The organism is Blautia sp. BIOML-A1 (genome assembly GCF_009883055.1).
Classification (GTDB): domain Bacteria; phylum Bacillota; class Clostridia; order Lachnospirales; family Lachnospiraceae; genus Blautia_A.
Genome location: NZ_WWVR01000009.1, coordinates 40,704 through 53,943 on the forward strand (window position 1 = coordinate 40,704; position 13,240 = coordinate 53,943).

13 protein-coding genes are annotated in these 13,240 nt (G+C 45.3%); all 13 read left to right on the forward strand.

What is annotated here, in order from left to right; translation table 11 throughout:
* Positions 1-5 precede the first annotated feature (5 nt).
* On the forward strand, positions 6-1,022 hold the full coding sequence (hypE, locus tag GT674_RS06060; RefSeq protein ID WP_161284875.1) for a hydrogenase expression/formation protein HypE: 1,017 nt from the start codon (positions 6-8) through the stop codon (positions 1,020-1,022).
* A gap of 530 nt (positions 1,023-1,552) precedes the next feature.
* Entirely contained in the window at positions 1,553-1,825 is a 273-nt protein-coding gene (locus tag GT674_RS06065; RefSeq protein WP_161284876.1) for a TM1266 family iron-only hydrogenase system putative regulator, read from the forward strand.
* On the forward strand, positions 1,818-2,585 hold the full coding sequence (locus GT674_RS06070; RefSeq protein ID WP_161284877.1) for a nitrogenase iron protein NifH: 768 nt from the start codon (positions 1,818-1,820) through the stop codon (positions 2,583-2,585). The genes GT674_RS06065 and GT674_RS06070 overlap by 8 nt, the downstream gene beginning before the upstream one ends.
* Positions 2,579-3,931, forward strand: a complete 1,353-nt coding sequence (locus GT674_RS06075) for a nitrogenase component 1 (protein WP_161284878.1) — start codon at positions 2,579-2,581, stop codon at positions 3,929-3,931. Before GT674_RS06070 ends, GT674_RS06075 begins: the two co-directional genes overlap by 7 nt.
* Positions 3,928-5,148: a nitrogenase component 1 gene (locus GT674_RS06080; protein WP_161284879.1), complete on the forward strand. Its 1,221-nt coding sequence runs from the start codon at positions 3,928-3,930 to the stop codon at positions 5,146-5,148. The genes GT674_RS06075 and GT674_RS06080 overlap by 4 nt, the downstream gene beginning before the upstream one ends.
* 51 nt (positions 5,149-5,199) lie before the next feature.
* The gene (locus GT674_RS06085) at positions 5,200-5,574 is read left to right on the forward strand and encodes a RidA family protein (RefSeq protein WP_022213698.1); all 375 of its coding nucleotides are present in this window, start codon (positions 5,200-5,202) and stop codon (positions 5,572-5,574) included.
* 75 nt (positions 5,575-5,649) lie between these two features.
* Positions 5,650-6,306, forward strand: coding sequence for a ribonuclease H1 domain-containing protein (locus tag GT674_RS06090; protein WP_161284880.1), 657 nt, complete (start codon positions 5,650-5,652; stop codon positions 6,304-6,306).
* A gap of 140 nt (positions 6,307-6,446) precedes the next feature.
* Entirely contained in the window at positions 6,447-7,838 is a 1,392-nt protein-coding gene (locus tag GT674_RS06095) for an alanine/glycine:cation symporter family protein (RefSeq protein ID WP_161284881.1), read from the forward strand.
* A 232-nt stretch (positions 7,839-8,070) separates the two neighbouring features.
* Positions 8,071-8,778: a FadR/GntR family transcriptional regulator gene (locus GT674_RS06100; protein WP_161284882.1), complete on the forward strand. Its 708-nt coding sequence runs from the start codon at positions 8,071-8,073 to the stop codon at positions 8,776-8,778.
* 134 nt (positions 8,779-8,912) lie between these two features.
* Positions 8,913-10,043, forward strand: a complete 1,131-nt coding sequence (locus GT674_RS06105) for an Ldh family oxidoreductase (protein ID WP_161284883.1) — start codon at positions 8,913-8,915, stop codon at positions 10,041-10,043.
* A 111-nt stretch (positions 10,044-10,154) separates the two neighbouring features.
* On the forward strand, positions 10,155-11,330 hold the full coding sequence (locus GT674_RS06110; RefSeq protein WP_161284884.1) for an NAD(P)-dependent malic enzyme: 1,176 nt from the start codon (positions 10,155-10,157) through the stop codon (positions 11,328-11,330).
* Positions 11,331-11,666: 336 nt separating this feature from the next.
* The gene (gene hisC / locus GT674_RS06115) at positions 11,667-12,725 is read left to right on the forward strand and encodes a histidinol-phosphate transaminase (protein ID WP_161284885.1); all 1,059 of its coding nucleotides are present in this window, start codon (positions 11,667-11,669) and stop codon (positions 12,723-12,725) included.
* A gap of 12 nt (positions 12,726-12,737) precedes the next feature.
* The gene (locus GT674_RS06120) at positions 12,738-13,238 is read left to right on the forward strand and encodes a COG2426 family protein (protein ID WP_161284886.1); all 501 of its coding nucleotides are present in this window, start codon (positions 12,738-12,740) and stop codon (positions 13,236-13,238) included.
* Positions 13,239-13,240 lie beyond the last annotated feature (2 nt).

The window sequence follows — 13,240 nt, forward strand, 5'->3', positions numbered from 1 at the left end:
ATCTTATGAGCACTTTAAAAGATAAAACAGTAACAATGGCACATGGAGCAGGAGGCCGTCAGACCTCTGAACTGATCGACCGGATCTTTGCGGCACACTTTGCCAATCCGGATCTGACTGCAGACGATGCAGCAGTATTGACTCCACCGACAGGAAAAATGGCAGTCTCCACAGACGGATTTATCGTCTCACCGGCATTCTTCCCGGGAGGAAATATCGGAAAACTTTCTATCTGCGGCACAGTCAATGATCTTGCATGCATGGGTGCAAAACCTCTGTACCTGACCTGCGCGTTTGTCATTGAAGAAGGATTTTCAATGGAAAAACTGGAAGAAATCGTAGCGACTATGGAAAAAACAGCATCGGAGGCCGGCGTACATATCGTGTCCGGAGATACCAAAGTAGCCGGAAAAGGTCAGGTAGATGGTGTCTTTATTACTACTACAGGAATGGGACAGATCGAAGAAGGAGTCAGGGTTGGCGGAACACTGGCACAGCCTGGAGATGCAATCATCGTGACCGGCGATGTGGGAAGACATGGATGCACTATTCTTCTTGCAAGAGAAGATTTTGGCATCGAAGCTGATGTCACAAGCGACTGCGCACCACTTTGGAATACGGTAGAGGCAGTGATGAATACCACCCATAATCTCCATGTGATCCGTGATGCTACCCGCGGCGGTGTGGGAACTGTCCTTTATGAAATTGCCGGACAGAGTAATGTAGGAATCCGTCTTGATGCAGCCGCTGTTCCGGTCGCACCGGAAGTTAAGGGCGTCTGCGGAATGCTCGGACTCGAACCCCTTTATCTGGCATGCGAGGGACGAATGGTGATCATGGCACCAAAATCCGAGGCAGAAAAAATTGTCGAGACCCTTCGCCAGTGCCCTTACTCCAAAGATGCAGCCATTATCGGAGAAGTCACCGCCGATCAGCCAGGTAAGGTAGTCATGACTACCGAGATTGGAACACAGGCACTTCTTCCACAGCCAGGAGGAGAACTACTGCCACGTATCTGCTAATACAAAGCATCATACAGATATATAGCAGATTACAGAGGATATTCCTGCCTGAGCAGAAAACAGAATTAACCTGACCGAGCAGAAACTCGAATCAACCTGCCCGGGATAGAAAACTGGTTTTCTGACACACTGCGATTTCTGTTCGTTACGTGCGCTTGTTTGCTGCCATTCGCGCAAACTCGGCTTCGCCTCAGACAGTGCACTCGGTGGCAGCAGCTAGCACGTAACTCTCGACGAAATCTCCGTTTACCGTCAGTTCAATCCAGTTTTCTACTCGGGCAGGAGTCGAATTCTATCTCGGACAGAAGCCAAATTCCATCCCAGGCAGGAGTCGAATTCTATCTCAGACAGAAGCCAAATTCCATCCCGGGCAGGGGTCGAATTCCATCCCAGACAGAAGCCAAATTCCATCCCGGCAGGAGTCGAATTCTATCTCGGACAGAAGCCAAATTCCATCCCGGGCAGGAGTCGAATTCCATCTCAGATTAGAAGAAACTCATCATCCCAAACCAATACAAGGAGGATCAGCTATGGATACAAGAGTGGCAGTAATCTCCATCATCGTAGAAGACAGCGAATCAATTGAAACCCTCAACCAGCTCCTCTACGATGCCCGCGACCACATCATCGGCCGAATGGGGATCCCTTATCGCGAAAAAAAAATCAGCATCATCAGCATAGCCATAGATGCACCCCAGGACATCATCAGTGCACTATCCGGCAAGATTGGCCGCCTCAAAGGCATATCAACCAAAACCGCCTATTCCAATGTCATCACACACACGGAGGCTAAATATGATTAAAATTGCAGTATACGGCAAAGGCGGCATCGGCAAATCCACCACCGTTTCCAACATAGCAGCAGCTCTCGCAGAAAAAGGCCTGACCGTTATGCAGATTGGCTGCGACCCAAAAGCAGACTCCACCATCCAGCTCCGCCACGGAAAAACAATGCGGACTGTACTGGACTTATACAATGACAAAAAACAAAACCTCCGCCTGGAAGGCATGACCACAGTCGGCTATCAGGGTGTGATTTGCGTTGAAGCAGGCGGACCGACACCAGGACTCGGCTGTGCCGGCAGAGGCATTATCACAGCCCTCGAAAAACTCAAAGAAACAGGAGCTTATGATATCTATAAGCCTGACATTGTCCTCTACGATGTCCTGGGAGATGTTGTCTGCGGCGGATTTTCCATGCCAATGCGAAAAGGCTATGCAGACAAAGTATTCATCATCACTTCCGGTGAAAACATGGCGATCCACGCTGGAGCCAACATCGCAATGGCAGTACAGAATTTCAAAAACCGTGGCTATGCCTCCCTCGGAGGAATCATCCTGAACCGCCGTAATGTAAAACGAGAAGAAGAAAAAGTCCAGGAACTTGCAGAAGATTTCCAGACCACCATAATCGGAAAACTTCCCCATAGCGATCTGGTCACAGATGCAGAAGAACAGGGAAAAACCCTGATGGAATGCTATCCGGACAGTGAGATGGCAGAAGAATATCGTACACTGGCAGAGCAGATTCTGACCCTCTGCAGAAAGGATGCCCTATGTTAAAACGAGTTGGCGGTGAAATAAATCCGGAAGGCGCAGTCACAACCATCAGCAAAGCATCCTTTCCCGTGCCCTTTCCGGCCGGACTGGAATTCAATTCACCCGCACATGGAAACTGGAACATTGTACACACCGGAATGCTGATGCCCGAGGTAATCCAGATTTATGTCTGTGCAGATAACTGCATGCGTGGAGTGGTTCTGACAGCAGCTGAGATGAATGCGGCAGAACGATTTTCCTTCGTGATCATAGAAGAAGACAATCTTTTGAACGGAAACCTGGAAGATGTAACGATAGAGGGTGTGACCGATGTACTGAATAAACTGGAACAGAAACCAAAAGCAGTACTTCTTTTTACAGTCTGTCTGCATCATTTCCTGGGCTGTGATCTGGACCGGGTATATGAAGAACTGGAAGCACGCTTTCCACAGGTTGTTTTTGTACGTTGCTTTATGGATCCTATCATGCAGAAACATGGGGTTACACCAGATCAGAAACTACGAAAGGCAATGTATGATCCTCTCACAGAACAGAAGGCTGTCTCCGGAACAGTAAGCCTTATCGGAAGCGACTTTACACTTGATGAAAGCAGCGATATCAGACGGATTCTGCGAACCACAGGATACACATTAAAAGAGCTGCCGGGATGCAGGACATGGGAAGAATACCAGCAGCTTGGAACAGGAGAACTCCTGATTTCCTGCTATCCACCGGCAAAATACGGTGCAGATATACTGGCAGAACGCCTCAAAAGACAACACCTGTATCTTCCGGGAAGCTTCGATTATGGAGAAATCAAAGAAGAGATTCAAAGCCTGGTCCATGCACTTAGAATCGAAAAAAATGTCTTATCCGACGACCTCGAAGCATTTTTTGAACGCGAAATTACTCTCTGCGAAGATACCTTCAGACATACAAAAACTGTTATAGGAGATACACCGATTGTTCTGGATTATTTATTTCATCCAAGACCACTGGGCCTTGCAAAAATTCTCCTGGAGCATGAATTCCAGGTGACAGCCGTCTATCTCGACAGCATAAGTCCGGAAGAAAAATCTACTTTTGACTGGCTTAAAACATATCATCCCGACCTCGAATTACGTGCCACGATCCAGGCCAAAATGCGTGTCCTTCCGCGAAAGTCAGAGACCAGAACATTGGCCATCGGGCAGAAAGCAGCCTGGTTTTCCGGAAGCCGAAACTTCGTCAATATGGTACAGGGCGGTGGACTTTGGGGCTTTGACGGAATCCGCAGAACCCTGGAACTGATGACGGAAGCTTTTCTTAAAGAAAAAGATCCCAGGGATCTGATCGTTCGTAAAGGATGGGGGTGCGAAAGCTGCATATGAGACAGTCATATAAAATCATACCAGTCTATACAGCCGATGTTTCCGGTGTATGCTCTGCTTTGTACGAGCTTGGCGGCATGGTAGTCATGCACGATCCGTCCGGATGCAATTCCACATACAATACCCATGATGAGATCCGCTGGTATGACAAGGACAGCCTGATCTATATCTCCGGCCTAAGCGAGATAGATGCAGTCATGGGAAACGATGCAAAATTTATCAATGACATTGAAGAAGCGGCAAGAGAACTGAAACCTGAGTTTATTGCACTTGCAGGTTCTCCGATTCCATTTATGAACGGAACCGATTTTCCTGCGATTGCACAGGTGATCCAGACAGAAACCGGAATCCCGTCCTTTGCAATCCCGACCAATGGAATGCATGATTACACCTACGGGGCAGGACTTGCATTGGCGGAAATTGCAGAACGCTTTGTCAGAAAGACGGAAATTGTGGTCACGGAAGAAAAATCCTTTTTCAGAGATGGAAGTCCTTCATCTGCTGAGACAGAACGGATACATTTTCATACACTTAATATCCTTGGGGCAACTCCTCTGGATTTCGGACCACAGCAAAATGTAGATGCAATGAAACAGAGGCTCAAAGAATATGGCTGGGAGGTTCTGTCTACCTGGGCCATGGGAGATTCTCTGGAGGATTTATCTCGTGCGGGGAAAGCAGAAGTGAATCTGGTTGTTTCCTCTGTAGGACTCCCGACAGCAAGAGTTCTTGAAGAAAAAATCGGCACCTCCTATGTAATAGGAACACCAATCGGCGGATTCACAGAAGAACTTATACAGGCATTAAACGAAAAAATACAGTACAAAAACAGACAACTGCCGGAAAAACAGACAGATACAAAACAAAAGACTCCGTATCTGCAAAAACGCCTGCAGTCACTGCCGGAGATTACGATCATCGGTGAAGCTGTGACAATGGGATCCCTGGCGGCCTCGATCGAAAAAAAATATCACAGAGCAGTTCGTGTGATCTGCCCGCTGGAAACACAGGAGGGACTTCTTGGCGAAAACGACTGTACAGCCAGAGGGGAAGAAGAAATGGAAGACCTCCTGAAGGATGCCGGAATCATCCTGGCAGATCCACTGTATCGGCCGATTTGCCCTAAGAACGCCAGGTTTTATGAGCTTCCTCATATTGCCTTTTCCGGCAGGATCTTTCTGAAGGACATCGAGAAATACAAAAAAATATATTGCTAAACAAAATTTTTGGTGGTATGATGAAGAAAATATAGAACGGAGGAATTTATCATGAAAACTCTTGAAACCAAGAATGCACCAGCAGCAATCGGACCATACTCACAGGCCAAAATGGTAGGAAACTTTGTATTCGCATCCGGACAGATCCCGGTAGACCCGGCAACAGGCGAAGTTGCAGGAGATAAGATCGAAACTCAGGCAGAGCAGTCCTGCAAGAACGTAGGAGCAATCCTTGAGGAGGCTGGCCTTACATTTGACAACGTTGTAAAGACAACCTGTTTCCTTGCTGATATGGCAGATTTCGCTGCATTCAATGCAGTTTATGAGAAATACTTCACCAGCAAACCGGCTCGTTCCTGTGTCGCTGTAAAACAGCTTCCAAAGAACGTTCTGTGCGAAGTAGAAGCAATTGCAGTTGCTGAATAAGTTAGAAAAATCCGTTTGGGAGCTGTCCTCATTATAGGATGGCTCCTTTTTATACGAAACAAGTCAGGAGGCAGCATGGCAAAGAAGAAATTTTATGCAGTAAAACAGGGAAGAAAAACAGGAATGTTCCTCACCTGGGATGATTGCAAGAAGCAGGTAATGGGATATCCGGGAGCAATATATAAGAGCTTTGGAACGGAAGCAGAGGCGAAAGAATATCTGGGAATTGGTAGTGCAGTGGCTGGTTTGGATTCCGGAATATCCGGCACAGAGTGTGCGGTGGCAGGCAGGATACAGACAGGAACCCCGGCATCCGGTGCAGTGGAAATCTACGTGGACGGAAGCTACCATGCGGCAACGAAAGAGTTTTCCTATGGGATGGTTGTTCTGATCGATGGCCGTGAAGAGAAGTTTTCACAGAAAATGTCCGACCCGGAACTGGCACAGATGCGAAACGTAGCCGGAGAGATCAAAGGAAGCGAAGCTGCCATGCAGTATGCACTGGATCATAAGATTCCTTCTATTATCATATACCATGATTATCAGGGAATCGCGAGCTGGTGTAACGGTGACTGGAAGGCAAATAAAGCCGGAACGATCGCCTATCGTGATTTCTACCGGAAGGCAAAACAGAAGGTAAATATTGAATTTCGTAAGGTCAAAGGCCACTCCAATGATAAATACAATGATATGGTGGATAAACTTGCGAAAGAAGCCCTTGGAATCTGTTAACAGAATCTGTCCGGAAGATTTTTTGACTTTAAATCCCAAAAGTGCTTGTATTTACAGGTCAATCTGAGCTATACTAAAATGGTATCTGTCCGAGAGAAAATATTCTCCTGGACGTGTGAAAGTGGAGAGGATTTAAAGTTATGATAGTTACATTGATTGAAAAAATTTACAGTTTCCTGTGGGGAGACCTGGTACAGATTCCGCTTCCGGGAGGAAGCTCACTCGGCATCTCGCTTCTGATCATTTTGCTGATCCCGACAGGAATTTACTTTACGATTCGGACGCGATTTCTTCCGATCCGTCTGTTTCCGGATATGGTAGGTGCACTGGTTGAGAAGAAAAAGGAAAAAAACAGTCTCTCATCCTTCCAGACGCTGATCGTATCAACTGCGACAAGAGTTGGGATGGGAAATCTGGTCGGGGTAGTTGCTGCAATTTCAGCAGGAGGTGCAGGTGCAGTTTTCTGGATGTGGGTGACTGCACTGATCGGTTCGTCCACTGCTTTTATAGAGGCAACACTGGCACAGATATACAAAGAAAAGGATCCTTTATATGGAGGCTACAGAGGCGGGCCGGCATATTATATCCACGCCTATGTGGAGGAAAAACAGAAGAAAAAAAGAAAAAAGGTTGCTGTTTCCGTGCTGTTTGCAATTTCAGGTCTGATCTGCTGGTGCGGTATCAGTCAGGTGATCAGCAATTCAGTTGTTTCTTCTTTTAAAAATGCATTTTCAATCCCGCCAATCTGTACAACCGTTATACTTGTTGCGGTTGCTGCGGTGATCGTACTTAGGAAGAATGCAACGGTGAAGGTTCTGGATATGATCGTGCCGGTGATGGCGGTGTGCTATTTTGCAATTACGATACTGATCATCGTAATGAATTTTGGAAGACTTCCGGGAGTTTTTGGAAGAATTTTCCAGGAGGCTTTTGGATTTCGCCAGGCGGCAGCAGGAGGCTTTGGTGCGGTACTGATGAATGGAGTCAAGAGAGGACTTTTTTCTAATGAAGCAGGCTCCGGATCTGCAGCCTGCGCGGCAGCAGCAGCGGAATGTGATCAGCCGGTTAAGGCAGGGCTGGTTCAGGCGCTTGGAGTTTTTGTAGATACGATCGTGATCTGCAGCTGTACAGCAATGATCATGCTTCTGGCTCCTGAAGAAAAGGTCGCAGGACTTTCTGGAATGGATCTTCTGCAGACTGCGATGGAGCATCATCTGGGAAAATTTGGTGTCATTTTTATTGCAGTGACGCTATTTTTGTTCAGCTTTTCAACCTTCCTTGGAATTCTGTTTTATGCAAGAAGTAACGTGGCATATCTTTTCGGAGACAGCTGGGCATGGCAGACTGCTTATAAAGTACTTGCACTGGTCATGCTGTTTATCGGAGGTCTTGCGGCCTATACCTTCGTATGGGATCTTGGGGACGTGGGAATCGGACTGATGACGATATTCAACATTATTATATTGTATCCGCAGGGCGAGAAGGCACTGAGGGAACTGAAGGAATATGAAAAAGCCAAAAAATCAAAATAAACATATCAAAAGGGTGCGGTCTCTGACTGCATCCTTTTTGTACATAAAAGAATGCAGTTAAACTATCAGAGGATACTTGCTGTAAACTGTCAGAAATGCTATATTATAATAAGAAATAACTGTCATACTGTGCAGTTGTACCAAAAATGAACTGTACGGAACAGACGGTGAAAAAATGATACCGTCTGTAAGAAATATACAGGCGGAAATGGAATGCGGAGGCATAGAGAGTATGTTTAAAGAAATTGGGGATGAACGGGCTTTTAACGGAATTTTAAATCAGATCATAGAGAACATTCAGAATGGCAATCTCAAGGCGGGAGCTGCCCTTCCGGCTGAGCGGACGATGGCGGAGACCATGGGAGTGTCCAGACCGGCAGTCAGAGAAGTTCTGAGAGCACTGGAACTGCTGGGAATAGTCAAGTCGGTGCCGGGAGGCGGGAATTATATTACGGAGGATCTGGATACCTGGCTGATCGGACCATTATCCATACTTTTCAAATTAAATAATGGATATCTGCGTCAGAATCAGCAGTTCCGTGCGGCTCTGGAAAGAGAAGCGGCAATTCTTGCAGCAAGAAAGTGTACACCGCTGGATGCAGCAGAATTATGGATGATTCTTGCACGTCTGGACGCGGCAGAAGATGAAAAGATACGAGGTGAACTGGATCGTGAACTTCACCAGAAGATTGCAAAGATCGCAGACAACCCGATGGTTTACAGTGTCCTTGCGGCGGCGGATCAGCTTACTGAGAATATTGTTTCCGGGACGAGAGACTACATTATGAAGAAGAATAATTCTGCCAGAGAGGTTGATGACCAGCATCATCGGCTTGTTGAGGCGATCATCAACGGAGATGTAGAACAGGCGGAACGATGTATGTCCGAACATATGGATACGATTGAACGTTATATGGAAGAAATGCAAAAAAAATCCTGAGAAATTTTGGGCATTTTTACAGAATAAATTGATATGACCTCTATTGTATTTTGGTAATGCCAGTGGTATAATTAAAATACAAATTGGTAATGCCAATAAATAAAATCGGCACTACCGGAAAGAGGGACGAAACAATGGGATATGTGAAATGGTCATATGAGACACTGAATCATTTTTGCGGAGACGTATTCAAGGCGTTTGGTTTTACAGAGGAAGAAAGCAATCAGATCAAGGATGTGCTTCTTACTGCTGACCTTTATGGGATAGAAAGTCATGGTATGCAGAGAATGGTGCGTTATCATAAGGGAATCGAAAAGGGAACGATCCATCCGCAGGCAAAGCCTGAAGTTGTATTTGAAACACCGATATCTGCAGTGATTGACGGTCATAATGGAATGGGACAGCTTATTTCTGTTTATGCAATGAAAAAAGCCATCGAAAAAGCCAAAAAAACCGGCGTTGGAATTGTAACTGTCCGTGAGTCAAATCATTTCGGTATCGCCGGATATTATGCAAAGATGGCGTGCGATGAGGGACTTCTGGGAATGGCCTGCACCAATTCAGAGGCTATTATGGTTCCTACGTTTGGCAAAAAAGCCATGCTTGGATCAAATCCGATCGCAGTAGCTATGCCGGCAGACCCGTATCCGTTCTTCTTTGACTGCTCTACCACAGTAGTTACAAGAGGAAAACTCGAGATGTACAACAAGATGGAGAAACCGCTTCCTGATGGATGGGCACTGGACAAGGATGGTCATGCAAGTACAGACGCACCGGATGTCCTTGCCAATATTGTCGCAAAGAAGGGCGGCGGAATCATGCCTCTCGGTGGAAATGAAGAAGTTACAGGAAGTCACAAGGGATATGGATATGGTATGCTGTGTGAACTGTTCAGTTCCATTCTTTCCATGGGTGTTACTTCAGATCACTGCTGTACATTCCCGGATAAAACAGGAATCTGTCATGGATTTATGGCAATCGATCCGGCTGTATTTGGTGATCCTCAGGCAATCTGCAGACATTTTTCAGAATATCTGGAAGCTCTGAGAGAAAGCCCGAAGGCAGAAGGCAAAGACCGTATTTATACACATGGTGAAAAAGAAGTCTTTGCAGAAAAAGAAAGAAGAGAGCATGGAATTCCGGTAAACGACAATACGATGGTTGAACTTGCAAATCTGTGTGGATATCTCAAACTTGACTTTGGTAAATATTTTGAAGGATATGAGCTTCCAAAAGACAGTAAATTCTTTACAGGAAATTATTAATAGATTAGAATAAAATAGATGGTTGCTGTGAACGGAGTGAACAGTAACAGCAGAAGACAGCCGGAATCATACGGCTTCACAAAATTTAAGATACCGGGGAGGACAACAGAAATGGATTATGCAAAAGAATCTTTAAGACTGCATGGAGAATGGAAAGGTAAGATTGAAGTTGTAACAAGAGTACCTGTAGAAAATAAGGATGATCTGTCACTTGCTTATACACCTGGAGTTGCACAGCCTTGTCTGGAAATCCAGAAGGATGTAAACAAATCCTACGAACTCACAAGAAGATGGAACATGTGTCTGGTAGTTACCGACGGTTCTGCTGTTCTTGGACTTGGAAACATCGGACCGGAAGCCGGAATGCCGGTTATGGAAGGTAAATGTGTCCTTTTCAAGGCATTTGGTGATGTAGATGCATTCCCGCTCTGCATTAAGAGCAACGATGTGGATGAGATTGTAAATACAATCTACATGATCTCCGGTTCCTTTGGTGGAGTAAACCTGGAAGATATCTCCGCACCGAGATGTTTTGAAATCGAGAAGAAACTGAAAGAAAAATGTGATATTCCGATCTTCCATGATGACCAGCATGGTACTGCAATCATCACACTGGCAGGTCTTACCAATGCACTTAAAGTTGTCGGCAAGAAGAAAGAGGATGTCCGTATTGTAATGAACGGAGCCGGAGCAGCAGCAATCTCTATCGCACGTCTGCTTCTTACAGCCGGATTTAAGAACATCACACTCTGTGACAGAAAGGGTGCAATCTATGAGGGACGTCCGGAAGGAATGAACCCAGTCAAAGATGAAATGAGCAAAGTGACCAATCTGGATAAGAAAGCAGGTTCTCTGGCAGATATGCTGGTTGGCGCAGATGTATTTATCGGTGTATCCGCACCGGGAGCAGTTACAACAGAGATGGTTAAGACCATGAACAAAGATGCGATCATCTTTGCATGTGCAAACCCGACTCCGGAAATCTTCCCGGATGATGCCAAAGCAGGCGGAGCCAAAGTTATCTCAACAGGAAGAAGTGACTTCCCGAACCAGATCAACAATGTGCTTGCATTCCCTGGTGTATTCAGAGGTGCTTTTGATGTAAGAGCAAGTGATATCAATGATGAAATGAAGATAGCAGCGTCTGAAGCACTTGCAAATCTGATTACAGATGAGGAACTTTCTCCGGAATATATCATTCCGAAGGCATTTGATAAGAGAGTGGGACCGGCGGTAGCCAAAGCGGTTGCTGAGGCAGCAAAGAGAACCGGCGTAGCCCGTATTTAAAAGATATACAGTAACTATTCAGAAGGTAGTATCCCGCGAGGCGTTTTGGCATGTTGTTTGCCAAAATCCCGAGACATACAATTTAATAATCAAGATGGACAATTCTCCCCGGCATAACTTATAATAGGGACAGCAAGGACGTGTGACAGCAATAGATTTTACTTCAAGGAAACGTCCGCAGTATGCCGGGGAGTGTCTTGTTTTATGCACAAAAAGGGTCTGTTCCATAGAAAACTGTTCATTCCGGGTATAATAACATAATCAGGACGCAAAGAAATCTTTGACAAACATAGGAAGAATATGTACAATAGCAAATATGTGAAAGGGGACTATGACATGGTAAACTGGGAAAATAATATCCGCAGAGTTGTTCCGTATACTCCGGGAGAACAACCTGACCAGCCGGATATGATCAAACTGAACACAAATGAAAATCCATATCCACCGGCACCGGGAGTAAGAGAAGTGCTTCGTGGCATGGATACAGACACCTTACGACTTTACCCGGACCCGGCTGCATTAGATCTTGTACATGCGATTGCTGATAATTACGGGCTTCAGGATGATCAGGTATTTGTAGGGGTAGGATCTGACGATGTACTTGCAATGAGTTTTCTTACGTTCTTTAACAGTGAGAAACCGATTCTGTTTCCGGACATTACATATTCTTTTTATGATGTGTGGGCAGACCTTTTCAGAATTCCATATGAGAGACCTGCACTGGATGAGCATTTTCACATTCGAAAAGAAGACTATTTCAGAGAAAACGGGGGAATTATATTCCCGAATCCAAATGCACCTACCGGTGTTGTAATGCCGCTTTCTGATATTGAAGATATCGTGGCACACAATCAGGATGTGATCGTGATCGTGGATGAAGCCTATGTGGACTTTGGCACACAGTCAGCACTTCCGTTAATCGAGAAATATGAGAACCTTCTGATCGTTCAGACCTTTTCCAAGTCAAGATCTATGGCAGGTATGAGAATCGGATTTGCTATGGGCTCACCGAAACTGATCAAATATCTGAATGATGTAAAATATTCATTTAATTCTTATACAATGGACAGAACTGCTCTGGCAGCAGGTGTGGCAGCGGTGAAAGATCAGGAGTATTTTTGTGAAACCTGTCATAAAATTATAGAGACAAGAGAATGGACAAAGAAGGAACTGGTGAAACTGGGATTTTCTTTCGAGGATTCCAGGGCAAACTTTATTTTTGCAACGCATGAGAGCTGTTCGGCAGAGGAACTCTTTAAGGCGTTGCGTGAGCGTCATATTTATGTAAGATATTTCCCGGGCGGCCGGACTGGAAATCATCTTCGCATCACTGTAGGAACGAGAGAAGAGATGGAAACCTTCCTGGATTTTCTCGGAGAATATTTAAATAAATAAGGAGAATTTATATTGGAAGTTTTAGTAAACTGGTTTACAGACACTCTCGGACAGCATGTATCAAGAGAAGTGGTGATTTTTATCATTTCAATGATCCCGATCCTGGAATTAAGGGGAGGACTTCTTGCGGCATCACTTCTTAATGTCTCTATGATGAAGGCAATTCCTATCTGTATCATAGGAAATATTATTCCGATCCCGTTTATCCTTCTGTTTATCAAACAGATTTTTAAATGGCTCAAAAAAACAAAGCTCTTCCGTGGCTTTATCATAAAGCTGGAAAATCGTGCAATGGGCAAGAGTGATCAGATCAAGAGATATGAATTTCTGGGACTTTTGTTGTTTGTAGGGGTACCCCTTCCCGGAACAGGTGCATGGACAGGGTCTCTGATCGCATCTCTTCTGGAAGTTGATATCAAAAAGTCTTCAATCGCAATTTTCTGCGGTCTTATCATGGCAACTGTTATTATGTGTGTTGTCTCTTATGGTGTTGTTGGAAATCTGGTACATTAAAC

Excerpts from the sequence above, each read along its gene's own strand:
- hypE (WP_161284875.1), top strand. The coding sequence starts at position 6 with ATGAGCACTTTAAAAGATAAAACAGTAACAATGGCACATGGAGCAGGA.
- GT674_RS06065 (WP_161284876.1), top strand. The coding sequence starts at position 1,553 with ATGGATACAAGAGTGGCAGTAATCTCCATCATCGTAGAAGACAGCGAA.
- GT674_RS06070 (WP_161284877.1), top strand. The coding sequence starts at position 1,818 with ATGATTAAAATTGCAGTATACGGCAAAGGCGGCATCGGCAAATCCACC.
- GT674_RS06075 (WP_161284878.1), top strand. The coding sequence starts at position 2,579 with ATGTTAAAACGAGTTGGCGGTGAAATAAATCCGGAAGGCGCAGTCACA.
- GT674_RS06080 (WP_161284879.1), top strand. The coding sequence starts at position 3,928 with ATGAGACAGTCATATAAAATCATACCAGTCTATACAGCCGATGTTTCC.
- GT674_RS06085 (WP_022213698.1), top strand. The coding sequence starts at position 5,200 with ATGAAAACTCTTGAAACCAAGAATGCACCAGCAGCAATCGGACCATAC.
- GT674_RS06090 (WP_161284880.1), top strand. The coding sequence starts at position 5,650 with ATGGCAAAGAAGAAATTTTATGCAGTAAAACAGGGAAGAAAAACAGGA.
- GT674_RS06095 (WP_161284881.1), top strand. The coding sequence starts at position 6,447 with ATGATAGTTACATTGATTGAAAAAATTTACAGTTTCCTGTGGGGAGAC.
- GT674_RS06100 (WP_161284882.1), top strand. The coding sequence starts at position 8,071 with ATGTTTAAAGAAATTGGGGATGAACGGGCTTTTAACGGAATTTTAAAT.
- GT674_RS06105 (WP_161284883.1), top strand. The coding sequence starts at position 8,913 with ATGGGATATGTGAAATGGTCATATGAGACACTGAATCATTTTTGCGGA.
- GT674_RS06110 (WP_161284884.1), top strand. The coding sequence starts at position 10,155 with ATGGATTATGCAAAAGAATCTTTAAGACTGCATGGAGAATGGAAAGGT.
- hisC (WP_161284885.1), top strand. The coding sequence starts at position 11,667 with ATGGTAAACTGGGAAAATAATATCCGCAGAGTTGTTCCGTATACTCCG.